This window comes from Saccharopolyspora sp. 7B, from assembly GCF_020177435.1.
GTDB lineage: Bacteria > Actinomycetota > Actinomycetes > Mycobacteriales > Pseudonocardiaceae > Saccharopolyspora_C > Saccharopolyspora_C gregorii.
In genome coordinates this window covers 14,954-39,918 of record NZ_JAIUKC010000119.1, presented here as the reverse complement: position 1 = coordinate 39,918, position 24,965 = coordinate 14,954, and the positions used below count along the sequence as shown (strand labels likewise).

Below are 24,965 nucleotides of genomic sequence, written 5' to 3'. Positions count from 1 at the left end.
GCCCCCACCCACCCCGGCTCCGAACTTCGTCCGGGGCGTCCACTTGGACGTGCATCAGAAATCGCGGCCGCACCGAAAAGCGGGCAGCGAGGAAGCCGCTGAGGTTCCGCTACCCGACCCGCCCCGCAACTGGAGTCGAACGACAGTCGTCAGTCAGTCCCCGTCCAGTGTGGTGGTGAGGCTGTGCACCAGGAGGGGAAGCGTTCGCATCACCTTCTCGCGCACGCTGCGGTCGGGGTCCTCGTCCCCGGCGAGGATCGCCTCCTGCATGGCCGAGTCGAACTGGTCGACCAGCAGCCGGGTGAGGTCGAGGGTGTCGATCCGGAAGCGGACGCCGACGGCCCGCACCGCGGTGTCGATCATCGTGGCGAGCTCGCGCTGGAAGGACTGCGCGGCGGCCAGGAACCGCGGGGCCACGTCGGGGTCGCGCAGCGCCAGCAGCCGGAACTCGCTCTGCATCAGGCACCACTGCCGGATGTCCGGCTGGAACGACATGACGTCGGCGATGATGCCTTCGATGTGGGCGGGCGCCGGTTTGCCGCCGGTCTCCCCGAGCGGCGCCACCAGCCGGGAGAAGTGTTCGCGCAGCGTCTCCAGCCGGGCCCGGTTCTCCCGCTCGGTGAGCGCGAAGAACAGTTCCTCCTTGCTGCCGAAGTTGGAGTAGAACGCGCCGCGGGTGAAGCCGGCGTCGTCGGCGATGGCCTCGATGGAGGCGCCGTTGATGCCGTGCTCGCTGAACTGCCGATAGGCGGCGTCCAGCAGCCGTTCCCGGGTCCGGGCGCGCCGGGCGGTCTCGCGCGCGGGCGCGTCCGCGCGCCCCTCGGGTGCGACGAGCTTGTTCGCGCTCATCACGAACCTTCCTTCCTGCGGTGTGCACCTGCGGATTTCCCGCCGATCGCGGCCCGCGTGGAACCGTCTCATCGTATCCGATACGCTCATGTATCGGATACAGCGTTGTATCCACTTCCCCTGATCTGGTGATCCGCCGTCCGGCGAGAACCTTCCCGGCGACAGGAGTGTGGCGTGTCCTCGTTCCTCTACACACTGGGGCGGAGGGCCTACGCGGCCCGCAAGACCGTCCTCGTGATCTGGCTCCTCGTGCTCGTCGTGACCGGCGGCGCGGCCGGTCTCCTGTTCAAAGGAATGGACAACAACGTCACGATCCCCGGCACCGAGGCGCAGAACGCCCTCGACCGGCTGTCGGTGACCTTCCCGCAGACCAGCGGCGCCTCCGCGCAGATCATCGTGGTCGCCGACGACGTGCGCGCCCCGGCCGTGCAGCGCGAGGTCGAGCGGTCCGTGGACGAGCTCGAAGGCATGGACGAGGCCGCCTCCATCGTCTCGCCCTACAACGCGGACCTCGGCGGATCGATCAGCGAGGACGGCGAAGCCGCCCTGATCATGATCCAGCTGGAGGGGCAGACCATGGAGATCGGTCAGCCCACCAAGGACCACATCGCCCAGATCTCCGCCGACCTCCAGCAGCGGCTCCCGGAGGGCTCCCAGTCCTCCTACGGCGGGCCGCTGTTCGCGCAGAGCTTCCCCGGCATCAGCATCGTCGAAGCGCTCGGCCTGGTGATCGCCATCGTGGTGCTGATGATCACGCTGGGCTCGTTCCTCGCCGCGGGCATGCCGCTGGTGAACGCGCTGATCGGGGTCGGCGTCTCCACCGCGCTCATCCTCGTCTCGACCGCGTTCGGCTCCGTCACCGCGACCACGCCGCTGCTGTCGCTGATGCTCGGCCTCGCCGTCGGCATCGACTACGCGCTGTTCATCGTCTCCCGGCACCAGCAGGAACTCGCCCAGGGCGTGTCGCCGCAGGAGGCCGCGGCGCGGTCCACCGCCACCGCGGGTTCCGCGGTGATCTTCGCCGGGCTGACCGTGGTGATCGCGCTCGTCGGCCTCGGCGTCGCGGGCATCCCGTTCCTCACCACGATGGGCGTCGCCGGTGCCGTCGCCGTCGCCATCGCCGTGCTCGTCTCGCTCACCCTCATCCCGGCGCTGCTCGGCTTCGCCGGGGCCCGGCTCACCCCGCGGTCGGCGCGGGCGGGCAAGCGCGCTCGCGCCGACCGCGCCAAGCCGCCGGTGGGCGAGCGGTTCTTCGCCGGCTGGGTCCGCGCCGCGACCCGCTTCCCGATCGTCACCGTGCTCATCGTCGTCGGCGTCCTCGGCATCGCGACCGTGCCCGCCGCCGGGCTCCGCCTCGGGCTCCCCGACGCGGGCGCGCTGCCGCACGGCGACCCGGCGCGGGTCACCTACGACCTCACCGACGAGCACTTCCCGCAGGGCTTCAACGGGCCGCTGATCGTCACCGGCAGCATCGTCACCAGCGAAGACCCGCTCGGCCTGATGAACGACCTCAAGGCCGAGATTGAACGGCTGCCCGGCGTCGCCGACGTGCCGATGGCCGTGCCGAACCCGACCGCGGACACCGGCATCGTGCAGGTGATCCCGGAGGGCGCACCGGACTCGCAGCAGACCAAGGACCTCGTCGAGGAGATCCGCTCGCTGCGCGGGCACTTCCAGGAGGCCTACGGCATCGACATCTCCGTCACCGGCTTCACCGCCGTCGGCATCGACGTCTCCGACAAGCTCGGTGAAGCGCTGCTGCCGTTCGGCGTCGTCGTGGTCGGGTTGTCGCTGGTGCTGCTGACGATGGTGTTCCGCTCCATCGCCGTGCCGATCAAGGCGACGCTGGGCTACCTGCTCAGCATCGGCGCCTCGATGGGCATCGTGACGCTGATCTTCCAGGACGGCTGGGGCGCCGAGGCGCTCAACGTCGCCCGCACCGGGCCGGTGATCAGCTTCATGCCGATCGTGCTGATGGGCATCCTGTTCGGCCTCGCCATGGACTACGAGGTCTTCCTGGTGTCCCGGATGCGCGAGGAGTACGTGCACACCAAGGACGCCCAGGCCGCGATCCACACCGGCTTCGTCTCCTCCGGCAAGGTCGTCACCGCGGCCGCGGTGATCATGTTCGCGGTGTTCGCCGCGTTCGTCCCCGACGGCGACGCCAACCTCAAGCCCATCGCGCTGGGGCTCGCGGTCGGCGTGTTCGTCGACGCGTTCATCGTGCGCATGACGTTGGTGCCCGCGGTGCTCGCGCTGCTGGGGGAGAAGGCGTGGTGGATGCCGCGGAAGCTGGACCGGGTGCTGCCCGCCTTCGACGTCGAAGGGGAGAACCTGCGCGAGGAGATCGAGCTCGCCGACTGGCCGCGCCCCGGTTCGAACGAGGCCATCGCCTGCGCCGGGCTGCGGCTCGACGACCCGTCCACCGGCGCACCCGTCTACCGGGACGTGGGCTTCCTGGTGGAGCGCGGCGGCACCCACGTGGTGCGCGGCGTGCACGAATCCGCGATCACCGCGGTGCTGCTGACGCTGTCCGGCAGGCTCCAGCCCGACTCCGGGCGGCTCAAGGTCCTCGGCTACGTGCTCCCCGCCCGCGGCTCCGCCGTGCGGTCCCGGGTCGCCTACGTCGACGCCGGTGCGGGCGGCGCGGACGCGGTGCGGGCGGCGCTGCGCGAAGAACCGGAGGTCCTGGTGCTCGACCGCACTGACCGGGCCTCCGACCCCGGCGAGCGCGGCCGCATCCGCGAACTGCTCACCGGCGCCGGGACCACCGTCATCGCCGGCACCACCGGGCTTGCCGAGGCGCGCGACGTGCTGCCCGCCGGTGCCCCCGCCACCCTCACCGAACTGCGCGACGACGCCGCGATGCCCGACGTCCTCTCCGCCGCGATCCGCTAGAAAGCAGAGGTAATCAGACGATGGCGAAGCGCCGCTTGATCCTCCCCCTGATCGGCCTGCTGCTGGTACCGCTGGCGATCGCGGGCCTGCTGATCTGGTCGCTGGGCAAACCCGAGGACCGGTTGAAGGACGTCAAGGCCGCCGTCGTGAACAACGACGAACCGGTCGAGGTGAACGGCCAGCTCACCCCGCTCGGGCGGCAGCTGTCCGCGAAGCTCGTCGGCGGCGAGATCGAGAGCAACTACAGCTGGGAGTTCGCCACCCCGCAGACCGCCGCCGAAGGCCTGGAAGACGGCAGCTACGCCGCGGTCGTGACGATCCCGGAGAACTTCTCCGCCGCCGCCACCTCCTTCTCCGGCGACCCGGCGCAGGCGAAGAAGGCCACCATCGACGTCAGCACCGGCGGCCGCAGCAAGTTCGCGGACGAGGCGATCAGCCGGGTCGTCACCAACACGGCCGCCGACCTGCTCGGCAGGCAGCTGACCACGACCTACCTGGACAACGTGTTCGTCGGGTTCAACACGCTCGGCGACAAGCTCGGCGAGGCCTCCGACGGGGCGACCTCGCTCGCCGACGGCGCGCAGCAGCTCGCGGGCGGCACCGACCAGCTCGCCGGTGGCGCCGACCAGCTCGCGGACGGTTCGCGGGCGCTCGCCGACGGCATCGGCGCGCTCGAAGGCGGCGCGCAGCAGCTCAAGACCGGGATGGGCGGGCTCGCCGACGGCATCGGCCAGCTCAAGGAGCAGACCGCGCAGCTGCCCGGCCAGGTCGGCCAGCTCGCCGACGTGTCCGCGCAGGAGGCCCAGGGCGTGCAGCAGCTCTCCGGTGGTCTCCAGGGCATGTCCGAAAGCCTCGCCGAGATGAGCAAGGAGTGCCCGCCCGGCACGCTGCCCATCTGCAACAAGATCGCCATCCAGGCGGCCACCGCGAAGGCGCTCGGCGACGGTGCCGGGCAGCTGCAGCAGGCCAGCACCGGCGTGTCCGGCGGGCTCGCCGCGCTCGCCGGGAAGACGCCCGAGTCCGGTGGCGGGCTCGTCGCCCTGTCCGGCGGCATCGACCAGCTCCACGACGGTGCCCAGCAGCTCGACGGCGGCGTGGGTCAGCTCGCCGACGGGATCTCGCAGACCGGTGGCGGTGCCGGGCAGCTCGCCGACGGCGCCGACCAGCTCGCCCAGGGCGTGCGCGGTCTCTCCGACGGCGCGCACCAGCTCGGCGACGGCACCGGGCAGCTGTCCTCCGGCCTCGACCAGGCCGTGGACCAGCTGCCCAGCTACCCCGACGGCGACCGCGACAAGCTCGCCAAGACCGTCGCCAACCCGATCACCACCGCGGAGGGCAGCAGCCTCGGGTTCGGTTCGTCCGGGATCGCGCTGTACTCCGTGCTGGCGCTGTGGGTCGGCGCGATCGCCACGTTCCTGGTGCTGCGCGCGGTGCCGCGCCGCGCGCTGGAATCGACGCGGTCCTCGTTCGCGCTGGCGCTGCGGCAGTTCCGGCTGCCCGCGGTGGTCGGGCTCGCGCAGGGGCTGCTGGTCGCGGTCGTCGTCGGCGTCGCGCAGGACCTGTCGGTGGGCGGCTGGTTCGGCTGCGCCGGGCTGGCGATGCTGACCGCCGTCGCGTTCACCGCGGTGAACCAGGCGCTGGCGGGCGCGTTGCGCGGCACCGGCCGGTTCCTGGCGATGCTCGTCGCGGTGGTGCTGCTGGCGACCGGGTTCATCACCGCGGTGCCCTCCGCGTTGAGCTCGGTGCTCGCGGCGCTGCCGGTCGGGCCCGCGCAGGACGCGCTGCGGGCCGTGGTGGACGGCTCCGCGCCGGGCGGCGGCACCGTGGTGCTGCTGGTGATCTGGGGTCTCGCCGGTCTGGTGGTGACGTACCTGGCCGTCGAGCGCGGGCGCACCGTGCGGGCCACCCGGCTCACCGGGTTCACCGCGCGGACGGCGGAGGCGTGATCCGCTGAAGTCCACTGTGGACGTGTGGCGCGGTCCATCCCGGGGCCGCCCCACACCTGTCCGGGACGGGCGGACGAGTGACAGCACCGCGACGAGGAGTTAGGTTCGATCCCGTGACCACGACCGTGCCCACCTCGGACGGCGACCTCCGCGTCCACCTCGCGGCGCCCTACCCCTCGATCTCCGGGGCACCACCGTGGCCCGGCGTGGTCGTGGTGCACGACGCGTTCGGCATGACCGAGGACGCGCGGGCCATCACCGACCGGTTCGCCGCCGAGGGCTTCCTCGCCATCGCACCCGACCTCTACACCCGCGGCGGGTTCGCGCGCTGCGTGCGCACCGTCTTCCGCCAGCTCAGCACCGGCAGCGGCCAGGCCTTCGAGGACGTCGAAGCCGCCCGGCGCGCGCTCGCCGACCGCGAGGACTGCACCGGGAAGGTCGGCGTCGTCGGCTTCTGCATGGGCGGTGGCTTCGCGCTGCTCGCCGCGCCGCGCGGGTTCGACGCCGCCGCGCCCTACTACGGGCAGGTCCCGCACGACCGGTCCGTGCTCGACGGCGCCTGCCCCGTCGTGGCCAGCTTCGGCGGGAAGGACCGCGCGCTCCGGGGCGCGGCGGACCTGCTCGAATCGCACCTCACCGAGCTCGGCGTGCCGCACGACGTCGAGGAGTACCCCGACGCCGGGCACGGTTTCGCCAACAAGCTGAAGGTCGGCCCGTTCGGCCCGCTGCTGCGGGTCGCCGGCATCGGCTACGACCGGGAAGCCGACGAGGACGCGTGGCGCCGGGTCCTGTCGTTCTTCGCGGAGCACTTGGGACCGGAAGGGGAGCGGGGATGACCGACGAACTCCGGCCGCAGAAGCGCGGCCGCCGCATCGCCATGAGCCGCGAGGAGCTCGACGCGTTCCTCGCCGCCGAACGCACCTGCCGGGTCGCGACCATCGGGCCCGACGGACCGCACGCCACGCCGCTCTGGTTCGGCTGGGACGGTTCCGCGCTGTGGCTGAACTCCCTCACCCGCAGCAAGCGCTGGGCGGACCTGCGGCGCGATCCGCGGATCAGCGTCGTCGTCGACGCGGGCACCGAGTACCAGCAGCTGCGCGGCGTGGAGATCAGCGGCACCGCCGAGGTCGTCGGCGAGGCGCCGCGCACCGGCGAACCCGAACCGGCCCTCGCCGAGATCGAGCCGCTGTTCGCCCGCAAGTACCTCGGCGGCGACGAGATGATCCACGATGGCAGGCACGGCTGGCTGCGCGTCACGCCGACGAAGATCAGCAGCTGGGACTTCCGGAAGCTCGCCGAGCTCCGCTGACCCCGCGCGCACCACCCGATCTCGCGCTTCCGGCGGTTGACATCCGACACACCACCGCCCGCCGATGCCGCCCGCGGCACCAGGAAGATCGGTGGAACAGGAGGTCAGCGCCCTGCGGGCCGCTCCGGGGCGGCGTCGCCGAGCACCGGCCGCTGTGCTAGAGAACTACCCGTGGCCGCTCGACTCCTCAATCCCAGTGCCCTCGCCGACACCTTCCGCGCGGAGATCCGCGCCGAGGTGGCCGCGCTGCCGGAACCGCTGACGCTGACCGGTTTCCGCGTCGAAGGGGACGGCCCCACCCAGACCTACGCCGAGTACACCCGGCGCGGCTGCGAGAGCGTCGGGATCCGCTTCGACCAGCGGGTGCTGCCCGCGGGCGAGGTCGAGCGCGCGGTGCACGAGGCGGGCAGCGACCCGGGAGTGCACGGCATCTTCCTGTACTACCCGATCATGGGGCTGGCGCAGGACCGCTGGTTGCGCGAGCTCGTCGACCCGCGCAAGGACGTGGAGGGCCTGCACTCCTTCTGGAGCCGCTGCCTCTACGAGAACCGCCGCTACATCGACGCCGAGCGCACCAAGCGCGCCGTGCTGCCGTGCACCCCGCTCGCGGTGCTCAAGCTCGTCGAGCAGGCCGGGATCACCCGCGCCGGTGCCGCGCAGCCGCTGGCCGGGCTGAAGGCCTGCGTGTTCAACCGCAGCGAGATCGTGGGCCAGCCGCTGGCGGCGATGATGGCCAACGACGGCGCCGAGGTCACCTCGTTCGACATCGACGGCCCGCTGTCCTACCTGCCCGCGCGGGAGGAGGGCGCTTTCCAGGTCCGGCCGACCGGGGTGGACCGCGCCACCGCCCTCGCCGAGGCGGACGTGGTGGTGACCGGGGTGCCGTCCCGCGAGTTCCCCGTGGTGCGCGCCGCCGAGATCAAGCCGGGCGCGACCTGCATCAACTTCTCCACGTTGAAGAACTACGACGAGGACGTCGTGGACGCGGCCGGGGTGTTCGTCCCGCGCATCGGCCCGATGACGGTGACGATGGCGCTGCGCAACGCGGTGCGGCTCTACCGCAACTGGCACAGCTGACCTCGGCGGACGCCGCTACGGGCCCGGCTGAGCGGCCCGCGCGCCCGGTGGTCTCCGGCAGGTGCGTGGCCCGCCGGCGGACAGCCGATCCGGCAGGTGGCGGACTCCCACCTGGCGGGGGCGCCGCCGACCCGGTGGGCCCACGATCCGGGAACATCGGGCCGAGCGGGAACGGTCGGGGCCGTCGCGTCGTTGCGCCGGACGAACGGGTGTCCGCGCAGCGGGCGCGGACGACGGCGACGAGGAAGGTCACCGACTGATGACTGTGGCTCGACGAGACGACATCCCGCAGCACCGGCTCGGCGCGGGCGGTCCCGCGGTCAGTGCCCTCGGGTACGGGGCGATGGGGCTGTCCGGGGTGTACGGCGCGGCCGACGACGCGGAGTCCGAACGGCTCATCCACCACCTCGTCGAGGCCGGGATCACGCTGATCGACACCGCCGACGTCTACGGGAACGGGCACAACGAGCAGCTGATCGGCCGGGCGCTGTCCGGCGGGCTGCGGGACCGGGTGGTGCTGGCCACCAAGACCGGCGCGGGCGGCGGCGAAGGGCTGGGGCGCCCGGAGCGGATCCACCAGGCGATCGACTCCAGCCTGAAGCGGCTCGGCACCGACCGGATCGACCTGTACTACCTGCACCGGGTGGACCCGTCCACTCCGATCGAGGACAGCGTCGGCGCGATCGCGGAGGCGGTGCAGCAGGGCAAGGTCGGGCACATCGGGATCTCCGAGGTCTCCGCGGACACGCTGCGGCGGGCGCACTCGGTGCATCCGATCGCCGTCACGCAGGAGGAGTACTCGCTGTTCACCCGGGACGTGGAGGCGGAACTGCTGCCCGCCGCGCGGGAGCTGGGCGTGGGCCTGGTGGCGTACTCACCGCTGGGGCGCGGCGTGCTCGGCGGGTCCATCCGCAGCGCCGCCGACGTGGAGAACCTGGAGGGCAGGCAGGCGCGCTACCCGCGGTTCGCCGCGGACGCGCTGGAGCAGAACCTGACCAGGGTGGACCGGTTGCGCGCCCGCGCCGAGGAGCTCGGCACCACCCCGGCCGCGCTGGCGCTGGGCTGGCTGATCGCCCAGGGCGAGGACGTGGTGCCGATCCCGGGGACGCGGCGCGCGGCGAACCTCGACGCGAACCTGGAGGCGGCCCGGCTGGTGCTGCCCGCCGAGGTGGTCGCCGAGCTGTCCGAGATCTTCCCGCCCGGTTCCACGGCGGGGGAGCGGTACACCGCGAACCTGCGCGGCGGTCTCGGCCGCTGATCGTGCCCGCGGGTGGTCGCCCGGCGCGGCGGCCACCCGCCGGTACGGCGGTTCCGCCCGTCGGTGGAACGTGGTTCACCGGTTCGGGGGCGGAGTTTCGCAGGGAGTTCGCGGTGGCCATTGTGGACTGATCGCGGAATACCGGGAACGTGCGGCGGATATCGGCGCCGTTGGTCCTATGTGGACCGTGAATCGGTGCCGTCCGCGAGCCCCCCGTTCCGGTGATGAGATGATCTCAGCCGAGGCATAAAACCGCAGGTATATTCCGAAAAACGACCCCGGGGTGGGTGGATCTCCGGTGGTCGCGGCGGGGCACACTGTCCGTCGAACGAAGCGTGCCGACCCGGTTCCCGACTGGAGATCCACCACGATGAGCATCGACGACGCCCCTGCCGTGTGGGCGAAGGTCCTCGACGAGGAACCGTGGGTTCCGTACGAGGACCCGCACTTGCCCGGCGGCGACCAGGCCGCCCAGGTGAAGATCCTCGCGCCGAACGTCTTCTACGCCTGGTTCCCGCCCGGCTACGCCGCGCCCGAGCACAGCCACCCGTTCAACACGACCTACCACCTGGTCAAGGGCGCGCTGCGGTTCGGCGACGAGGGCTGGGTCCGCGCGGGCTCGGTGCGCGGCGTCCGGGCCGGGCACGTGTACGGACCGGAGGAAGCCGATCCCGCCGAGGGCTGCGAATTCCTGCTCGTCTCCGACGGGCCGATCGGCATCGACTGGGCGGCTTGACCGACCGGGCGGCCTGCCCCACCAGGCCACCTGGCCGGCCACCTGCTACACCGACCCGCCGGCTCGACCGGCGGGCTGCTCGACCGGCGGGCTGCCCGACCGGCGGCCTGCTCGACCGGTCGCCTGCTCGACCGGGCCGGTTGAGCGGCCCCGACGTCAGCGCAGCGCGCTCGGCAGGTCCGCGAAGGTCAGGAACCGCACCCGCGCGTCCGCCAGCTCCAGCAGCCGGTCCAGCAGGCCGCGCTCGTTGAGCACCACCCGGAACGAGATGTCGTGCTGGTCCGCCCGGCGCTGGCACTGGTCCAGCAGGTGCAGGCAGGCCGTGTCGACGAAGGTGATCGCGGCCAGGTCCAGCACCACGGTCCCGGTGCACGACGAGAGCCGGTGCCACAGCAGTTCGCGCAGCCGCCCCGCGCTGCCCGCGTCGATCTCGCCGCGGGCGGAGAGCAGGATCGTGCGCGGGTCGGGGCGGTGCAGCTCCAGCTCCAGCGCCCCACCCCCGGCACGCGGCGGCGGGGAGGCCTCGGGCGGGCGTCGGTCCGGGATGCCGGGGCCGGCGCCGACCGGGACGTCCAGTGTCGGCGCGTCGGTGGTGGTGCGTGCGGGAGTCACAGGCATGCCGCCTCCTGGGGAAACCGAGAGCGAACGGCAGCAGCGGGCGGTGACGGCCGAGCGCACGCCCTCGGTGGCGAAAAACTTGTCGCGGCTGTGGGCTCAACCGATTCCCACGCTACCTGCCGGTGCAACCCGGGGGCGGAACCGGGACGCGCGGTCCGGGCGCGGAACCCGTTGCGGCGCCGCGGTGAAGCCGGACCGGGTCACCAGGTGAGCACCGGTTTGAGCACCCGTCCCGCGCGCTGGTCGGCGACGGCCCGGTTGATGTCCGCGAAGGCGTAGGCGGTGACGAGCTCGGCCACCGGGAACCGCCCGGCCGCGTGCAGCGCCAGCAGCTCCGGAATGAACCGCTGCGGCACCGCGTCGCCTTCGACGCAGCCGCGCACGGTCTTGCCCCGGTGCAGCAGGTCGCGCAGGTCCAGCCGGGCCGACGCCGCGCCGAGCCCGACCACGGCCAGCGCTCCGGTGGCGCCCAGCGCGGCCAGCGCCTGCTCGAACACCGGGGCCAGCCCGGTCGCCTCCAGCGCATGCGTGGCGCCGCCGCCGGTGAGTTCCCGCACCCGCGCGACCACGTCGTCCGCACCCGGGTCCAGCGCCGCACCGGCACCGAGCCGCAGCGCCAGCGCGCGGCGTTCGGGCAGCACGTCCACGGCGATCGTGCTGCGCACCCCGGCCGCTCGGGCGGCCAGCAGCGCGGCCAGGCCCACGCCGCCGGCGCCGAAGACCACCAGGGAGTCCTCGGGTGCGGGCCGCAGCACGTTGAGCACCGCCCCGGCCCCGGTCTGGAACCCGCAGCCCAGCGGCGCCGCCACCAGCGGGCCCACCGCGTCCGCCAGCACCACCGCGTTGTCCGCGGTCGCCAGCGCGTGGGTGGCGAAACCGGACTGCCCGAAGAACGAGCCGCCGAGCGGTGCGCCGCGCCAGGTCAGGGTGGGGGATCCGTCGGGCCGCCTGCCGGATCCGTTGAGCCGCCGCGCCCGCGCGCAGTAGGCCCGGTCGCCCGCCGCGCACCGGCGGCACGCGCCGCAGCTGCGGTAGCTCAGCGCCACCCGGTCGCCCGGCCGGATGCCGGTGACCTCGGCGCCGACCCGCTCGACGGTCCCGGTGCTCTCGTGGCCGAGCACGACCGGTTCGCGCCGGCGCGGATCGTCCTTGGTGATCAGGTCCGTGTGGCACAGGCCGGAGGCGGTGACGCGGACCAGGATCTCGTCGGCGCGCGGCTCGTCGAGCTCGACGGTCTCCAGCACGAACTCGGCGCCCGGTTCCGGGGCGACCGCCGCGGTGATCTGCACGGGATCTCCTGCGCTGCCGGGGTCAGTCGCGTTCGAGCAGGAAGTAGTAGTGGCGGCCGTCGTCGAGCACCTGCTCCGGCCTGCCGTTCATGATCCCCATCAGGGTGGCGGGGCCGACCTGCTTGAAGTGGTCGAGCACGGGGCGCCCGTCGTAGACCATCGTCGCGGTCACCTCGCCGCGGAACTCGACGTTCCACAGCGTGGCCTCCCCACCGCCGAGCCGGACGTCGGAGAACAGCTCGCCGGATTCGTCGCGGCAGATGAGCGGTTTCGCGTCCAGCGCCGAGCGGAAGGTCTTGCCGTGCCAGCGCGCGGCGACCAGCTGCCGGGAGAGGCGGTGCCCGGTGGCGAAGTCCGCGCCGCGCCACGCGCCCAGCACGTCCGCGGCGGCGACGGTGGGCAGCGCCGCCCAGATCTCGTCGAGTTCGTCGGGGGAGACGCCGGATTCCTGCCGCCGGAGTTCGGCGAAGCGGGCGCGGGCTTGGTCGAGGTGCACGTGGGCTCCCTGCGGGCTGCGCGTTCGCGAACCGGTTGGTTCGGCGGCCGAACGTACTCCCGAACCGAACGGTTCGGCAAGGTAGCCTCACCCGATGCGAGCAGCCGGACACGCCACCCGGGAGCGGATCCTCATCGCCGCCACCGCCGAGTTCGCCCGCCACGGCGTGGCGGGCGCCCGGATCAACCGCATCGCCGCCGACGCGCGGGCCAGCAAGGACCGGCTCTACGCGTACTTCCCCGGTAAGCAGGTGCTGTTCGAGGCGGTCGTGCGCCGCTGGGTCGCCGAGATCGACGAGCGCACGGCGCTGCGCGGCGAGGACGTCCCGGGCTACGTGGGCCGGCTGTTCGACCACTACCTGGACCACCCGCAGAGCGCCCGGTTGCAGGCGTGGATCGACCTGGACGAACCGGAGCGGCTGGGCGCCGACGACCTGCGGCTCACCGCGCTGCGGCCGAAGATCGACGAGATCCGGCGCGGCCAGGCCGAGGGGCACGTCGACCCGTCCTGGCACCCGGCGGACCTGCTGATCGTGCTGCTGGGCATCGCGCGGTCGATGGCGCTGTCCGCGCTGGCGATCGGGAAGCTGGACGGCGGGGCGCGCGGCCGGGACGCCGCGGGGATCCGGCGGGCCGCGGTGGTGGCCGCGCAGCGGATCGCCGAGCCGCCGTCAACTGGAGGTTGACGATTGCCGTTCGGTCAACCTAGGGTTGACGCATGAGTGAACCCCTCCAGCTGTCCCCGCCCGTCCGGCTCGACGACCTGATCGCGGCGATCACCAGCGTGCACACCGACGCGCTCGACCGGCTCTCCGCCGCCGTCCTCACCGCCGACCACCTCGGCGAGATCTCCGACCACCTCATCGGCCACTTCGTCGACCAGGCCCGCCGCTCCGGCGCGTCCTGGAAGGACATCGGCGTCGGCATGGGCGTCACCAAGCAGGCCGCGCAGAAGCGCTTCAAAGGCCCCGACCTCTCCCCGGAGCAGGGCTTCAGCCGGTTCACCGGCCCCGCGCGCAGCGCCGTCGTCGCCGCGCAGAACGAGGCGCACGCCGCGGGGCACGTCGAGATCCGCACCGAGCACCTGCTGCTCGGCCTGCTCGCCGCGCCCGACGCGACCGCCGCCCGGGTGCTGGCCGCCGACGGCGTCACCCCGGAAGCGCTGCGCCGCGCCGCCACCGCGCCGCTGCCGCCCGGCGGCGCCGACGTCCCGGCCCTGATCCCGTTCGACGCGGGCGCCAAGAAGGCGCTGGAACTGACCTTCCGGGAGGCGCTGCGCCTCGGCCACCAGCACGTCGGCACCGGACACCTGCTGCTGGCCCTGCTGGAGCACGAGGGCGGCGCTGGCGTGCTCACCGCCCTCGGGCTGCGCAAGCCCGAGATCGAGGAACGCGTGCGCACCGAGGTCGCCGACCGGCCGGAGCAGCCCGCCGTTACCGACGAGTAGGCTGCGCGGCATGGCCGAACCCGCCGAAGGACTTCCCCGCCGCGGCGACTTCACCGTGCTGTGGCCCATCACCACCAGGTGGGCGGACAACGACGTCTACGGCCACGTCAACAACGTCGTGCACTACTCCTGGTTCGACACCGCGGTCAACGGCTGGCTGATCCGCGCCACCGGTGCCGACATCCGCGACTTCCCCGAGATCGGGCTCGTCGTCGAGACCAACTGCCGCTACCTCGCCGAGCTCGGCTTCCCCGAGGACGTCGAAGTGGGTGTGGGCCTGGAGCGGGTGGGCAATACCAGTGTCGTGTACCGCCTCGCCGTCTTCGGCGGGGGAGCCGACGAACCGGCCTCGGTGGGCCGGTTCGTGCACGTGTACGTCGACCGGGAGACGCGACGCCCGGTCCGCGTGCCCGAGCGCATCAGGACGGCGCTCGCCGGACTGCGGTCGCTCGGTAGCTGAAACCGCGGCCGGACCGTCGCGGCCGACCGCCGCCGGCGACTCCGGTGCGGGTGAGTCGGAGGTGGGTCCATGGACCGGTGGCCGGGAGAACGTCCCGCCGACACCGAGGGCATCGACCTGCGGCGCCCCAACTCGGCCCGCATGTACGACTACTACCTCGGCGGATCCACCAACTTCGAAGCGGATCGGGAGGCCGCGGACCGGGTCCTCGCCGCCAACCCCGACGTGGTGCCCTCGATCCGCGCCAACCGGGGCTTCCTCGGCCGCGTCGTGCGGTACCTCGTCGACCAGGGCATCGACCAGTTCCTCGACCTCGGTTCCGGCATCCCGACCGCGGGCAACGTGCACGACATCGCGCACCGGCTCGACCCGGCCGTCCGCGTCGTCTACGTCGACAACGAGCCGGTGACGGTCGCGCACGCCCGGCAGCTGATCACCGACGTGAAGCAGGTCGAGATCGTCGACGCCGACCTGCGGGACCCGGAGACCGTGTTCGAGCGGGCCGGGGAGACCAGGCTGCTCGACTTCAGCCGCCCCGTGGGCCTGCTGATGGTGTCGGTGCTCAACTTCATCGAGGACGACGCCGAGGTCGCCGAGCTCGTGCGCCGCTACGTCGCCCAACTCGCCCCCGGCAGCTACCTCGCCGTCTCGCACTCCACCGCGCAGTGGCTGGCGCCGGAGACCGCCGCCCGCATCGCCGAGCTGTACCGGGACGTGAACCCGCCCAGCTACTGGCGGTCGCCCGAGCAGATCGGCCGGTTGTTCGCCGGCATGGAACTCGTGCCGCCGGGCGTCGTCGCGCCCTCGCACTGGCGCCCCGAAGCGGAACCGCAGCTGCCGCCGGAACGGATCGTGTACCGCGCGGGCCTGGCGCGCATCGGGGACCCCGCGTAGACCGATCAGGCAAGGCCTCGGAGTCCATCGTCGGCCCGAAGTCGTAGGCGCGGTGGCCTGGAGGACGATTCGGCGACCGCCTCCGCCCGGCGAGCATGATCGGGTGAGCACGACAGGAATTTCATCCCAGAAGACGGAACGGATCAGCCGGCCCGGGACCGGGCGGCTGATCGGAGTGGACATCGCGCGGGGGCTCGTCGTGCTCGGCATGTTCGTCGCGCACACGGGGCCACCGCAGAGCTGGCTGTTCGGACTGGTGTCCGGCCGGTCCGCCGCCCTGTTCGCGGTGCTGGCCGGGCTGTCGATCGCCCTGCTCAGCGGCGGGACGGCGCCGGTGGAGGGCGTCCGGCGGCGGCAGGTGGCGGTGCGGATCGCGGTGCGCGCGGTCGTGCTGTTCGGGCTGGGACTGGTGCTGAGCATGCTCGACGCGCCGGTGATGGTGATCCTCACCTCGTACGGCGTGCTGTTCCTGCTGGCCCTGCCGCTGCTGCGGTTGCGCGCCAGGACGCTGGGCGTGCTGGCCGGGGTGCTGGCGATCGCGGCCCCGCTGGCGTCCTACCTGATCCGGGACGCGATGCCGCCCGCGGGCGAATTCGGTGCGATCCCGCACCTCGGCGACTTCACGTCCTGGTCGGGGGCGGCTGCCGCGTTCCAGCACGTGCTGCTGGACGGCGGCTACCCGGTGCTGACCTGGCTGCCGTTCGTGCTGGCCGGGATGGCGCTGGGCCGGATCGACCTGCGCGCCGCGCGCGGACCGGTCGCGCTGCTCGGGGCCGGCTTGGCACTGGCCGGCTACGGCGGGTCGTGGCTGGCGATGAACGTGTTCGGCGGCCGCGAGCAGGTGCTGGCGTCCTACGGCGACGCGCTGCCGCCGGAGCTGGTGGACGTGCTGCTGAGCAGGGGTTTCGGTGCGGTCCCGACGGGCAGCCCGGTCATGCTGCTCTCGGCGGGCGCGCACAGCGGCAGCCCGTTCGAGGTCGTCGGGGCCACCGGGGCGGCGTTGCTGGTCATCGGCCTGTGCATGTTCGTGGAGCGGGCACGGGTGCTGGCGCCGATCGCGGCCGTGGGTGCGCTCGCGCTCACCGCCTACGCCGGGCACATCGTGCTGCTGGCCGCCATCGGGACGGACGGCCTGATGGCGCTGCAGCAGACCGCGCCGCACCTGACGTGGCTGCTGCTGACCGCGATCGTCGTGGTCTTCGCCGTGGTGTGGCGGGCGCTGCTCGGGCGCGGGCCGCTGGAACGGGTGCTGCACCTGGTCTCGGCGGAGCCCGCCGCCCGGATCGGTCGCTAGCCGTCGCGCTGGGCCCGGCGCTTCTCGTGGAACGCGTGATCGCGGCGCACCAGCCGCGCCACCTCCTCCGCGGACGCCGGGCCGAGCGTCGGTGGTGCCTGCCGCAGGGTGCGCACCAGCTCGTCGAGGCTCGCGGTGACCAGCGCCAGCCCGCTGCGCCGCACCGAACCGATCTCCGCGCGCGGGTTCACCACCACCAGCACCGGCCGCACCAGCACCTGGCGGCCCCGCTGGCGCAGGAAGTCGGCGAGCGCCTTCGACACGTCGCGGACCTGGCGGCCCCAGCTGCGGCCGCTGCGGTCCGCGAGGGTGCGGTCCTCCACGTGGTTGCCGTAGCGGTCGAACACCTCCGAGCGCCAGGAATCGCCGTCGGCGTGCACCCGGCCCGAGTGGTTCTTCACCTCGACCGCCCACACCCCGCCGGGGCCGACCACCAGGTGGTCCACCTCGCCGCGTCGGTTGCGGTAGCCGCGGAACAGGACCCAGTCGTCGGAGAGGCGTTCCAGCGCGGTGGCCACCGCGTCCTCCGCCTCGATGCCCGCTTCCTGCTGGGCGAGCCGGTTCTGGACCGCCGCATCGTCGGTGGGGCGCAGCTCCCGCAGCCGCCGCAGTTCCCGCCACTGGGCCGGCAGCTTCCAGACCTGCCACCAGCGGCGGCGGGCGTGGCGCTCCCGCGTCCGCGCCACCTCCTGCTCGTAGCGGGCGTGCCGCTCCCGCGCGGCCTGTTCGGTCCGGCGGGCCTCGGACCGCGGATGATCGGAGAGCAACTCGACGCGCACCCCGGAACCGTACTGCCCGCGGTCCGCACCCCCTGAGCTGGTCCCGCCGCGCAGTCCCGCGGGGCACGGCCCACCGGGGGAGCGGGCGGGTGTGATCTGGTGCGGGGAGGGGACCGTCCGCGGAGCGGGAGTGGTGCACTGGCCGGTGCCAGGACCACCGCTTCGGGGAGGACACGCGCGATGATCAGCACCGGGTGGGACGGGACGGTCGGGCTGATCGCGCTCGACCGGCACGAACGGCGCAACGCCCTCGACCTGGAGCACTGCCGCGGGCTCGCCACCGCCGTCGCCGAGCAGGTCGAGCAGGGCGCCCGCGCGCTCGTGCTCACCGGCGAGGGCAGCACGTTCGACGCGGGCGCCGACCTGGACGGCGTGTACGGCGACGAGTTCCGGGACGCGCTCTACACCGCGCTGCGGTCCGTGCTCGATGCGCCGGTGCCGGTGCTCGCCGCGATCAACGGGCCCGCCGTCGGCGCCGGCGCGCAGCTCTCGCTCGCCGCCGACCTCCGGGTCGCCGGCCCCGAGGCCTACTTCGCGGTGCCCACCGCGCGCAACGGCCTCGCCGTGGACCCGTGGACCGTGCGGCGGCTGTCGCTGCTCGCCGGTGGCGGGCCCGCCCGCGCGCTGCTGCTCGCCGGGGAACGCCTCGCCGCCACCACCGCCCACGAGCGCGGTCTGGTGGACCGGATCGGGTCGCACGCGGACGCGGTGAGCTGGGCGCGGGAGATCGCCGAGCTGGCTCCGCTGTCGCTGCGCTACGCGAAGCTCGCGCTGAACTCCCTCGACACCGAGGTGCCGGACGCCGACCTGGAACGGGCCTACGACGCCTGCTGGGCGAGCGAGGACGCCGCCGAGGCGAGGGGGGCCCGCGCCGAACGCCGCGCGCCCCGCTTCCACGGCCGGTGAGCAGCGCCCGCTAGCGCTCCGCGGCCAGGGCGGCCACGATCGTCTGCACCGCCACCAGGGCGAGCACCGGCGCCGCCAGCAGCCACGGGGCGGTGCCCAGGTGGTCCACCGATTCGGCGATCATCGCGCCCCACTCCGGCCGCGGCGGCGGTGGCCCGAGGCCGAGGAAACCCAGCGCCGCCACCGTGTTCACCAGCGCGGGCAGCCGCACCGCGGCCAGCGCCCCCGCCGCCGGAGCCAGGAACGGCAGCAGCGACCGCCGCCAGATCAGCAGCCGGCCCGCGCCCAGCGCCCGGTGCGCCAGCACCCAGTTCCGGGTCCGCAGCTGCGCGGTCATCGCATCGGCCTGCCGCGCGAACGGCAACCAGCTCACCCCGGCCAGCGCCAGCAGCAACGCCGCCGTGCCCGGCCCCGCGACCAGCGTCGTCACCAGCGCCACGATCAGCGGCGGCAGCGCGGTGGCCACGTCCACCCCGGCCCGCACCAGCGCGGCCACCGGCGAGGAGCTCCACCCGGTCGCGCACCCGGCGAACAGGCCCACCAGCACCGCCACGACCAGCGCGGACCCGGCGGTGCCGAGGGTGAGCAGCGCGCCGTGCGCCAGCCGCGCCAGCACGTCCCGCCCGAGCTCGTCGGTGCCCAGCGGGTGCGCGAGCGACGGCGCCCGCAGCACCGCGTCCATGTCCGTGGCCAGCGGATCGCCGGTCAGCCCGACGCCCAGCACCAGCACGCCGATCCCGGCGGCGACGAGCGCGGCCCGGCGCCGGGCCCTCACGTCCGGGCCTCCCGCCGCGCGCGGGGTTCGGCGGCCAGCCCGAGCAGGTCGCCGACCGCGCCGACGGCCAGCGCGGCCAGCGCCGCCACCACCAGACCGGCCTGCACGACCGGCACGTCCTGCGCCCGCACCGCCTCCACCACGGTGCTGCCCAGCCCGGGGATGTCGAAGACGACCTCGATGGCGGTGGTGCCGGAGATCGCCCCGGCCGCGTTGTAGGTGAGCAGCGACAACGCCGCGGGCAGCGCGGGCCGCGCCAGGTGCACCGCCCAGATCCGGGTCTCGCCGAGCCCGCGGGCCCGGGCGGCGACCGCGAAGTTCTCCCGCCGCAGCGCCACCACCTGCTCCCGGGTGACGGCCGCGATCGGCACCGCGAGCGACGGGACCAGCGACAGCAGCGGCAGCACCGCGTACTCCGGCCCGCGCCAGCCCGAACTGGGCAGCGCGTGCAGCCCGACCGCGAACACCAGCACCAGCAGCGGCGCGAGCGCGAACTCCGGCACCGCGGAGAACACCCGCACCAGCCCCGAGATCGCCCGGTCCAGCACCGAACCGGGCCGGCGCGCGGCCAACAACCCCGCCAGGTGGCCGACCAGGAACGAGAGGACCGCCGCGCCGAGCATGATGCCCACCGACACCCGCAGCGCGGGCCCGACCAGCGCCGCGACCGGTTCGCCGGACACCCACGAGGTGCCCGGGTCGCCGCCGAGCAGCGCGCCGAACCGCGCCGCGATCCGCTGCGGCAGCGGCAGGTCCAGGCCCAGTTCGGCGCGGATCCCCGCCAGCAGCGCCGGATCCGGGTCGGCGTCGGCGTAGCGGGCGGCGAGCACGGTGCGGGCCGCGTCGACCCCGGTCAGCTCCGGCAGCAGCACCGCGACCAGCACGACCAGCATCGCCACGACCGGCGCCACGGCCAGCCGCAGCAGCAGGCCGCGACCGCCGGTCACCGCCGCGGGGCGCGGGCGGACAGCAGGAAGAACCCGGGGGCGCTCGGGTAGGGCGCGCCGTCGAACAGCGCCGTGCGGTCGGTGCGGTCGACGAACCCGGCGCGCTCGACGAGGTCGGCGCAGCCCGCGAAGTCCACGCCCATCGGCAGTTCCGGCGCCGCGTCCGAGTAGGACGAGCTGAACCGCTCCTCGGTCGCGTCGTCGCCGACCGAGGCCGCGTCCCACCGGCCGTCGCTGACCAGCAGCAGCCCGCCGGGGCGCAGCACCCGCACCCACGCGTCGACGGCGCGCTGCGGTTCCGGCAGCGTCCACAGCACGTTGCGGGTCACCACCACGTCGAACGGCCCGGCGGGCGGTTCCTCGGCGACGCCGGTGAGCCAGTCGATGGCGAGCCCGTCGGCGGCGGCGCGTTCGGCGGCGACCGCGAGCATGCCCGGGGAGGCGTCCTGCCCGGTGACGCGGTGCCCGTCGGCGGCGAGGATGCGGGCCAGGAACCCGGTGCCGCAGCCGGAATCCAGCACCCGGGCGCCCGGCCCGACGGCCTCGGCGACGAGCGGGCGGATCCGCTTCGCCCACAGGTCCAGCGCCGGGTCCTGCCCGGGCTGCTGGTCGTAGCCGCGGCGGGCGCGGTCGTTCCAGTAGTCGACGATCGGCGCGCTCATCCGAGCTCGACCTCCTTGGTGAGGAATTCCCGTTCCAGCGGGTCGGCGGGCACCCCGCGCACCGCGTCCCGGTAGGCGAAGCGCTGCTGCTCGTGCACCAGCGGGATGCCGGCGATCCGGTCGGCGAGCAGGTCGTCGGCGCGGCGGAACACCTCGGCGCGCCGCGCCGGATCGCTGATCGCGGGCAGTTCGGCGAGCAGCGCGTCCAGCTCGGGCGCGCAGAAGTGGTCCAGGCCGAACCCGCCGCGGCAGCTGAAGTCGCTGGCCAGGTGGGCGGCGGCGTCGGGCACGTCGACGAGCTGGTTGCGCGAGTACACCGCGGCGTCGAGCTCCCCGGACAGGATCCGCGGCTCGATGCTCCCGGCGGGCTCCTGCACGATCCGCACCGCGAACCCGGCGCGGCCGAGCTCGTCGGCGACGACGGTGGTCAGCGCGGGCAGCTCGGGCCGGTCCGGGTAGGTGCCGATGGTGATCGGGATCGGCGCGCCGCCGCCGACCTCGGTGACCGCCCGGCGCGCGGCGGCCGGGTCGGGCGCGGGCGGCGGGTGCTGGGAGCTCCACGGCACGGCGGGGCCGAAGTAGCGGCTCGCGGCGACGCCCTGGCCTTGCAACACCCCGCTGACCAGTCCGGCCCGGTCGATGGCGGCGCGGGCGGCGGCGCGCAGCCGCGGATCCGCGAACGGGCCGCCCGCGGTGTTCAGGTGCAGCGCCGTGGTGCGCGGCAGGTCCACCGCGTCGGCCCGCAGTGCCGGGTCGGCGCGGATCTCGCCGAGCTGCGCGACCGGCACCTTGTCGATCAGGTCGAACTCGCCGCTGCGCAGCCCGTTGACCCGGGCGGAGGCGTCGGGGACGAAGCGCACCTCGACGCGGGCGAGCTTCGCCGGTCCGCCGCGGTGGCCGTCGTAGCGGCGCAGCTGCGCGCTCCGGTCGCCGTCGACGGCGGTGATCTCGAACGGGCCGGTGCCCACGCCCTTCGCCGGATCGACCGAGCCGTCGGGACGGAGCGCGGCGGGCGCGAGCACGGCGGCGTTCGCGGCGCCCAGCCGCTGCGGCAGGATCGGGTCGGGGCCGGTGGTGCGGACCGCCAGGGTGCGCTCGTCGAGCGCGGTGGCGCGTTCGACGGTGCCGTTCAGCGCGCGCGGCGGCGCGGGGGCGTGCACGACGCGTTCGATCGAGTCGGCGGCGGCCTGCGCGGGCACCCGCTCACCGGACTGGAAGCGCAGGCCCGCGGCGAGGGTGAACCGCCACTCGGTCGGTGCGGTGCGCTGCCAGCTCTCCGCGAGCCCGGGGCGGGCGCCGCCGTCGGCTCCGGCGTGCACGAGGGTTTCGGTGACGCCGAGGCGCTGCAGCAGCAGCGCGTCGTCGGAGGCGGGCGACCAGGCCGCTCGGGGCGGGATCGTCATCGCCACCTCCAGCGCGTCCTCGTCCGCGCCGCCTCCGGTGAAACCGCACCCGCCCAGCAACAGCGCGAGCCCGAGCACCAGGAATCCACCAGCACTTCGCAACAGCAAGCTCCTTGCAACAGACCGCAGCGGATCTTTGCACGGACAACGGCGCCGGAACCACGCCGGGCGGCCCGAACGTGTTCTCCGCCTCCCGGTGCGCCGGGAGAGGACTGCTCCGCGCGGTGGAGCGGAACTCGGCGACCGGCCGAGCCGCCGCCACGCGCGGTCGCGCCCGGGATCGGGGGAAATTCCCACTTGTCCGGTGCCTCCGCGGTCCCTGACCAGGTCAGCGGGGGTGCGCGCCCGCTCCCGCCGGCGTCCGCGGCTTGACCCCCTCGGCAGGTCCCGGTTGGCTCATCGGTGCCGGTGAGCCCCCCGACGCTCACCGGCACCGAACCCCGAGAAGGAGCCGACGACATGGCCACCACCGCGAAGCCGCTGCTCCGGCTGTTGGTCGCCACCGGTGTCGCCGCGGGCGCCCTGGGCGCCACCGCGCTGCCCGCGCTGTCGGCGGCTCCCGCGGCGGCCCCGGCGACCGCTCCCGCGGTGCTGCGGGCCGCGCCCGCCGCCGACGGCGACCTCGCCGACCCGCGCACCAAGGACATCGCGATGCAGCTGGTGTCGAGCGCGGAGAACTCCTCGCTGGACTGGCGCGCCCAGTTCGGCTACATCGAGGACATCGGCGACGGCCGCGGCTACACCGCCGGGATCATCGGCTTCTGCTCCGGCACCGGTGACATGCTCGCACTCGTCGAGGCCTACACCGCGGCGAAGCCGGACAACCCGCTGGCCGAGTACCTGCCCGCGCTGCGCGCGGTCGACGGCACCGACTCGCACGAAGGGCTCGACCCCGGGTTCACCGACGCCTGGGCGGAGGCCGCGGAGGACCCCGACTTCCAGCAGGCGCAGGAATCCGAGCGCGACCGGGTGTACTTCGACCCGGCCGTGCGGCAGGCGAAGGAGGACGGGCTCGGCGCGCTCGGCCAGTTCGCCTACTACGACGCGATCGTGATGCACGGCCCCGGCCAGGACTGGCCGAGCTTCGGCGCCATCCGCCAGGCCGCCCTGGACCGCGCGACCCCGCCGTCCGACGGCGGCGACGAGACCGCGTACCTGCACGCGTTCCTGGACGCCCGCGTGGAGGCGATGAACGAGGAGGAAGCGCACAGCGACACCAGCCGCGTCGACACCGCGCAGCGCCGCTTCCTCGACGAGGGCAACCTGGCGCTGACCACGCCGCTGCACTGGGCCGTCTACGGCCAGGACTTCAGCATCGAGGAGTGAGGACCGGCCCCGGCGGCCACCGGACCAGCCGATCGGGCGCGAACCGGACCAGGAGCGCGGGGCGTCGCGGCACTAGCGTCGGAGGCATGTCCTACGAACCCGAGCACACCCCGCGGCTGAACCTGGCCGAACTCGTCCCCGACGTCTACAAGAGCATGCTCCGGCTCGACGCCGCGGCCCGGAAGGGCCTCGACCCGACGCTGCTGGAACTGGTCAAGATCCGCGCCTCGCAGCTCAACCACTGCGCGTTCTGCCTGGACATGCACAGCAAGGACGCGCTGGCCGCGGGCGAGTCGGTGCAGCGGATCATCCAGCTCTCGGCGTGGGAGGAATCGCGGCACTTCTACACCGCGCGGGAGATCGCCGCGATCGAGCTCACCGAGGCGATCACCGTGCTCACCGACGGCTTCGTGCCCGACGAGGTGTACGCGCGGGCCGCCGCGCAGTTCGACGAGACCGAGCTGGCGCACCTCATCGCCGCCATCACCGTGATCAACGCGTGGAACCGGTTCGCGGTCACCAGCCGCAACGTCCCCGGGCACCACACCCCGGGCTCGCACTGATCGTGCGCCGCCGCTCGGTCCCGGGCGGCGGCGTCACGCGACCGGTCTCGACTTCACGTGCATCCGCTCGCCCTGCGGCCCGAACAGCACCAGCAGCTCCACCGGGTCGCCGGTGGCGGGGCCGAACCAGTGCGGCACCCGGGTGTCGAACTCGGCGGCCTCCCCGGCCCGCAAGGTCAGGTCCTGGTCGCCCAGCACCAACCGCACCTTGCCGTTGAGCACGTAGAACCACTCGTAGCCCTCGTGGGTCTGCGGGTCCGGTTCGGCGCGCGGCCCGCCCGGAATGATCATCTTGAACGCCTGGACGCCGCCGGGACGCCTGGTCAGGGGGATGAAGGTCCGGCCGTGGCGCACGATCGGCTTCGGGTGGATCCGCGGATCCCCGGTGGCGGGCGCGCCGACCAGCTCGTCCAGCTGCACCTGGTGCGCCTTCGCCAACGGCAGCAGCAGTTCGAGGCTGGGGCGGCGGCTGCCGGATTCGAGCCGGGACAGCGTGCTCACCGAGATGCCGGTGGTCTCGGACAGCGCGGCCAGCGTCAGGCGGCCGCGCTTGCGCAGCGCCCGCAGCCGCGGACCCACCTGGGCCAGCGTCGCGTTCATCTCCGCGGACGGGGTTTCGGTCATCCCGCCATTGCAGGATCGGCAACGGGAGTTGTCAACGCGGCGGCCGAACACACCCGTGCGCAGGCTCGGCCCGGACCACCTCGGCCAAGTAGGGTCACCGCTCGGGAGGGGCACCTACAGAAGGAGGAAGCGATGATCGGCAACATCATCGGCTGGATCGTGCTCGGCCTGATCGCCGGGTTCATCGCCAGGGCGGTCGTGCCCGGCAAGGACGACATTGGGGTGCTGCGGACGATCGTGCTCGGCATCGTGGGGTCCGTCGTGGGCGGCTTCTTGCTCGGGGCGTTGACCTTCGGCCTCCGCGGGTTCCAGCCCCTCGGCTGGATCGGCTCCGTCATCGGCGCGATCATCGTTTTGATCGTGTACAACAAGGTCACGGGCCGCAAGAGCAAGCAGCACGACTGACGCAC

The 24,965-nt window shown here is 73.8% G+C and carries 26 protein-coding genes; 16 read left to right on the top strand and 10 right to left on the bottom strand.

Annotated features, from left to right (window positions below):
- Window positions 1-153: 153 nt before the first annotated feature.
- Complete coding sequence (locus tag LCD33_RS19160) at window positions 154-849, bottom strand: TetR/AcrR family transcriptional regulator (protein ID WP_224955462.1); 696 nt, start codon at window positions 847-849, stop codon at window positions 154-156.
- Window positions 850-1,023: 174 nt separating this feature from the next.
- On the opposite strand from LCD33_RS19160, the gene LCD33_RS19155 reads away from it, so the two are divergent.
- The 7 genes from LCD33_RS19155 to LCD33_RS19125 all read left to right on the top strand — a co-directional run bounded on the left by LCD33_RS19155 (window position 1,024) and on the right by LCD33_RS19125 (window position 10,073).
- Window positions 1,024-3,747, top strand: coding sequence for an efflux RND transporter permease subunit (locus tag LCD33_RS19155; RefSeq protein WP_224978118.1), 2,724 nt, complete (start codon window positions 1,024-1,026; stop codon window positions 3,745-3,747).
- 20 nt (window positions 3,748-3,767) lie between these two features.
- Window positions 3,768-5,693, top strand: a complete 1,926-nt coding sequence (locus tag LCD33_RS19150) for a YhgE/Pip domain-containing protein (RefSeq protein ID WP_224966001.1) — start codon at window positions 3,768-3,770, stop codon at window positions 5,691-5,693.
- A gap of 113 nt (window positions 5,694-5,806) precedes the next feature.
- On the top strand, window positions 5,807-6,529 hold the full coding sequence (locus LCD33_RS19145; RefSeq protein ID WP_224966003.1) for a dienelactone hydrolase family protein: 723 nt from the start codon (window positions 5,807-5,809) through the stop codon (window positions 6,527-6,529).
- The gene (locus LCD33_RS19140) at window positions 6,526-7,002 is read left to right on the top strand and encodes a pyridoxamine 5'-phosphate oxidase family protein (RefSeq protein WP_224955466.1); all 477 of its coding nucleotides are present in this window, start codon (window positions 6,526-6,528) and stop codon (window positions 7,000-7,002) included. The genes LCD33_RS19145 and LCD33_RS19140 overlap by 4 nt, the downstream gene beginning before the upstream one ends.
- A gap of 171 nt (window positions 7,003-7,173) precedes the next feature.
- Window positions 7,174-8,079, top strand: a complete 906-nt coding sequence (locus LCD33_RS19135) for a bifunctional methylenetetrahydrofolate dehydrogenase/methenyltetrahydrofolate cyclohydrolase (protein ID WP_224955467.1) — start codon at window positions 7,174-7,176, stop codon at window positions 8,077-8,079.
- Window positions 8,080-8,338: 259 nt separating this feature from the next.
- Window positions 8,339-9,337 carry an aldo/keto reductase gene (locus LCD33_RS19130; RefSeq protein WP_224978117.1) on the top strand — a complete coding sequence of 333 codons (999 nt, stop codon included), beginning with the start codon at window positions 8,339-8,341 and terminating at the stop codon, window positions 9,335-9,337.
- Between the two features lie 370 nt (window positions 9,338-9,707).
- Window positions 9,708-10,073, top strand: coding sequence for a hypothetical protein (locus LCD33_RS19125; RefSeq protein ID WP_224955469.1), 366 nt, complete (start codon window positions 9,708-9,710; stop codon window positions 10,071-10,073).
- A 156-nt stretch (window positions 10,074-10,229) separates the two neighbouring features.
- On the opposite strand, the gene LCD33_RS19120 is transcribed toward LCD33_RS19125, so the two are convergent.
- The 3 genes from LCD33_RS19120 to LCD33_RS29440 all read right to left on the bottom strand — a co-directional run bounded on the left by LCD33_RS19120 (window position 10,230) and on the right by LCD33_RS29440 (window position 12,476).
- Window positions 10,230-10,691 carry an STAS domain-containing protein gene (locus LCD33_RS19120; protein WP_224978116.1) on the bottom strand — a complete coding sequence of 154 codons (462 nt, stop codon included), beginning with the start codon at window positions 10,689-10,691 and terminating at the stop codon, window positions 10,230-10,232.
- Window positions 10,692-10,891: 200 nt separating this feature from the next.
- Window positions 10,892-11,980, bottom strand: coding sequence for an NAD(P)-dependent alcohol dehydrogenase (locus LCD33_RS19115; protein WP_224978115.1), 1,089 nt, complete (start codon window positions 11,978-11,980; stop codon window positions 10,892-10,894).
- Between the two features lie 22 nt (window positions 11,981-12,002).
- On the bottom strand, window positions 12,003-12,476 hold the full coding sequence (locus LCD33_RS29440) for a DUF4334 domain-containing protein (RefSeq protein WP_224955472.1): 474 nt from the start codon (window positions 12,474-12,476) through the stop codon (window positions 12,003-12,005).
- A gap of 94 nt (window positions 12,477-12,570) precedes the next feature.
- On the opposite strand from LCD33_RS29440, the gene LCD33_RS19105 reads away from it, so the two are divergent.
- The 5 genes from LCD33_RS19105 (at window position 12,571) to LCD33_RS19085 (ending at window position 16,570) form a co-directional block, all read left to right on the top strand.
- On the top strand, window positions 12,571-13,161 hold the full coding sequence (locus LCD33_RS19105) for a TetR family transcriptional regulator (protein WP_224955473.1): 591 nt from the start codon (window positions 12,571-12,573) through the stop codon (window positions 13,159-13,161).
- 32 nt (window positions 13,162-13,193) lie between these two features.
- Window positions 13,194-13,922 carry a Clp protease N-terminal domain-containing protein gene (locus LCD33_RS19100; protein ID WP_224978114.1) on the top strand — a complete coding sequence of 243 codons (729 nt, stop codon included), beginning with the start codon at window positions 13,194-13,196 and terminating at the stop codon, window positions 13,920-13,922.
- A gap of 10 nt (window positions 13,923-13,932) precedes the next feature.
- A complete protein-coding gene (locus tag LCD33_RS19095) occupies window positions 13,933-14,382 on the top strand; it encodes a thioesterase family protein (protein ID WP_224966006.1) in 450 nt (149 codons plus the stop codon).
- A 69-nt stretch (window positions 14,383-14,451) separates the two neighbouring features.
- A complete protein-coding gene (locus LCD33_RS19090) occupies window positions 14,452-15,276 on the top strand; it encodes an SAM-dependent methyltransferase (protein ID WP_224966007.1) in 825 nt (274 codons plus the stop codon).
- A gap of 103 nt (window positions 15,277-15,379) precedes the next feature.
- Entirely contained in the window at window positions 15,380-16,570 is a 1,191-nt protein-coding gene (locus LCD33_RS19085) for a DUF418 domain-containing protein (RefSeq protein ID WP_224978113.1), read from the top strand.
- Here the strand turns inward: LCD33_RS19085 and LCD33_RS19080 are convergent.
- Window positions 16,567-17,349, bottom strand: coding sequence for a nuclease-related domain-containing protein (locus tag LCD33_RS19080; RefSeq protein ID WP_224978112.1), 783 nt, complete (start codon window positions 17,347-17,349; stop codon window positions 16,567-16,569). The genes LCD33_RS19085 and LCD33_RS19080 overlap by 4 nt on opposite strands.
- A 180-nt stretch (window positions 17,350-17,529) precedes the next feature.
- Between LCD33_RS19080 and LCD33_RS19075 the strand changes: the two genes are divergently transcribed.
- The gene (locus tag LCD33_RS19075) at window positions 17,530-18,255 is read left to right on the top strand and encodes an enoyl-CoA hydratase (protein WP_224978111.1); all 726 of its coding nucleotides are present in this window, start codon (window positions 17,530-17,532) and stop codon (window positions 18,253-18,255) included.
- Between the two features lie 10 nt (window positions 18,256-18,265).
- Here the strand turns inward: LCD33_RS19075 and LCD33_RS19070 are convergent, their stop codons facing one another.
- The 4 genes from LCD33_RS19070 to LCD33_RS19055 are packed head-to-tail and all read right to left on the bottom strand — an operon-like array spanning window position 18,266 to window position 22,144.
- A complete protein-coding gene (locus LCD33_RS19070) occupies window positions 18,266-19,030 on the bottom strand; it encodes an ABC transporter permease (protein WP_224978110.1) in 765 nt (254 codons plus the stop codon).
- Complete coding sequence (locus LCD33_RS19065; protein WP_224966010.1) at window positions 19,027-19,977, bottom strand: ABC transporter permease; 951 nt, start codon at window positions 19,975-19,977, stop codon at window positions 19,027-19,029. The genes LCD33_RS19070 and LCD33_RS19065 overlap by 4 nt, the downstream gene beginning before the upstream one ends.
- Window positions 19,974-20,639, bottom strand: a complete 666-nt coding sequence (locus tag LCD33_RS19060) for a bifunctional 2-polyprenyl-6-hydroxyphenol methylase/3-demethylubiquinol 3-O-methyltransferase UbiG (RefSeq protein ID WP_224978109.1) — start codon at window positions 20,637-20,639, stop codon at window positions 19,974-19,976. The genes LCD33_RS19065 and LCD33_RS19060 overlap by 4 nt, the downstream gene beginning before the upstream one ends.
- Window positions 20,636-22,144, bottom strand: coding sequence for an ABC transporter substrate-binding protein (locus LCD33_RS19055; protein WP_224966012.1), 1,509 nt, complete (start codon window positions 22,142-22,144; stop codon window positions 20,636-20,638). The genes LCD33_RS19060 and LCD33_RS19055 overlap by 4 nt, the downstream gene beginning before the upstream one ends.
- A 357-nt stretch (window positions 22,145-22,501) precedes the next feature.
- Between LCD33_RS19055 and LCD33_RS19050 the strand changes: the two genes are divergently transcribed.
- Together LCD33_RS19050 and LCD33_RS19045 are read left to right on the top strand one after the other, a co-directional pair.
- A complete protein-coding gene (locus LCD33_RS19050; protein WP_224978108.1) occupies window positions 22,502-23,368 on the top strand; it encodes a chitosanase in 867 nt (288 codons plus the stop codon).
- An 86-nt stretch (window positions 23,369-23,454) separates the two neighbouring features.
- Window positions 23,455-23,931 carry a carboxymuconolactone decarboxylase family protein gene (locus LCD33_RS19045; protein ID WP_224955485.1) on the top strand — a complete coding sequence of 159 codons (477 nt, stop codon included), beginning with the start codon at window positions 23,455-23,457 and terminating at the stop codon, window positions 23,929-23,931.
- 33 nt (window positions 23,932-23,964) lie between these two features.
- Here LCD33_RS19045 and LCD33_RS19040 read toward each other — a convergent pair whose 3' ends face one another.
- Window positions 23,965-24,555: a helix-turn-helix domain-containing protein gene (locus LCD33_RS19040; RefSeq protein ID WP_224978107.1), complete on the bottom strand. Its 591-nt coding sequence runs from the start codon at window positions 24,553-24,555 to the stop codon at window positions 23,965-23,967.
- 132 nt (window positions 24,556-24,687) lie between these two features.
- Here LCD33_RS19040 and LCD33_RS19035 point away from each other — a divergent pair, with 132 nt between their 5' ends.
- A complete protein-coding gene (locus LCD33_RS19035; RefSeq protein ID WP_224955487.1) occupies window positions 24,688-24,960 on the top strand; it encodes a GlsB/YeaQ/YmgE family stress response membrane protein in 273 nt (90 codons plus the stop codon).
- Window positions 24,961-24,965 lie beyond the last annotated feature (5 nt).

Excerpts from the sequence above, each read along its gene's own strand:
- LCD33_RS19160 (WP_224955462.1), bottom strand. The coding sequence starts at position 849 with ATGAGCGCGAACAAGCTCGTCGCACCCGAGGGGCGCGCGGACGCGCCC.
- LCD33_RS19150 (WP_224966001.1), top strand. The coding sequence starts at position 3,768 with ATGGCGAAGCGCCGCTTGATCCTCCCCCTGATCGGCCTGCTGCTGGTA.
- LCD33_RS19140 (WP_224955466.1), top strand. The coding sequence starts at position 6,526 with ATGACCGACGAACTCCGGCCGCAGAAGCGCGGCCGCCGCATCGCCATG.
- LCD33_RS19130 (WP_224978117.1), top strand. The coding sequence starts at position 8,339 with ATGACTGTGGCTCGACGAGACGACATCCCGCAGCACCGGCTCGGCGCG.
- LCD33_RS19125 (WP_224955469.1), top strand. The coding sequence starts at position 9,708 with ATGAGCATCGACGACGCCCCTGCCGTGTGGGCGAAGGTCCTCGACGAG.
- LCD33_RS19120 (WP_224978116.1), bottom strand. The coding sequence starts at position 10,691 with ATGCCTGTGACTCCCGCACGCACCACCACCGACGCGCCGACACTGGAC.
- LCD33_RS19105 (WP_224955473.1), top strand. The coding sequence starts at position 12,571 with ATGCGAGCAGCCGGACACGCCACCCGGGAGCGGATCCTCATCGCCGCC.
- LCD33_RS19100 (WP_224978114.1), top strand. The coding sequence starts at position 13,194 with ATGAGTGAACCCCTCCAGCTGTCCCCGCCCGTCCGGCTCGACGACCTG.
- LCD33_RS19095 (WP_224966006.1), top strand. The coding sequence starts at position 13,933 with ATGGCCGAACCCGCCGAAGGACTTCCCCGCCGCGGCGACTTCACCGTG.
- LCD33_RS19090 (WP_224966007.1), top strand. The coding sequence starts at position 14,452 with ATGGACCGGTGGCCGGGAGAACGTCCCGCCGACACCGAGGGCATCGAC.
- LCD33_RS19075 (WP_224978111.1), top strand. The coding sequence starts at position 17,530 with ATGATCAGCACCGGGTGGGACGGGACGGTCGGGCTGATCGCGCTCGAC.
- LCD33_RS19060 (WP_224978109.1), bottom strand. The coding sequence starts at position 20,639 with ATGAGCGCGCCGATCGTCGACTACTGGAACGACCGCGCCCGCCGCGGC.
- LCD33_RS19050 (WP_224978108.1), top strand. The coding sequence starts at position 22,502 with ATGGCCACCACCGCGAAGCCGCTGCTCCGGCTGTTGGTCGCCACCGGT.
- LCD33_RS19045 (WP_224955485.1), top strand. The coding sequence starts at position 23,455 with ATGTCCTACGAACCCGAGCACACCCCGCGGCTGAACCTGGCCGAACTC.
- LCD33_RS19040 (WP_224978107.1), bottom strand. The coding sequence starts at position 24,555 with ATGACCGAAACCCCGTCCGCGGAGATGAACGCGACGCTGGCCCAGGTG.
- LCD33_RS19035 (WP_224955487.1), top strand. The coding sequence starts at position 24,688 with ATGATCGGCAACATCATCGGCTGGATCGTGCTCGGCCTGATCGCCGGG.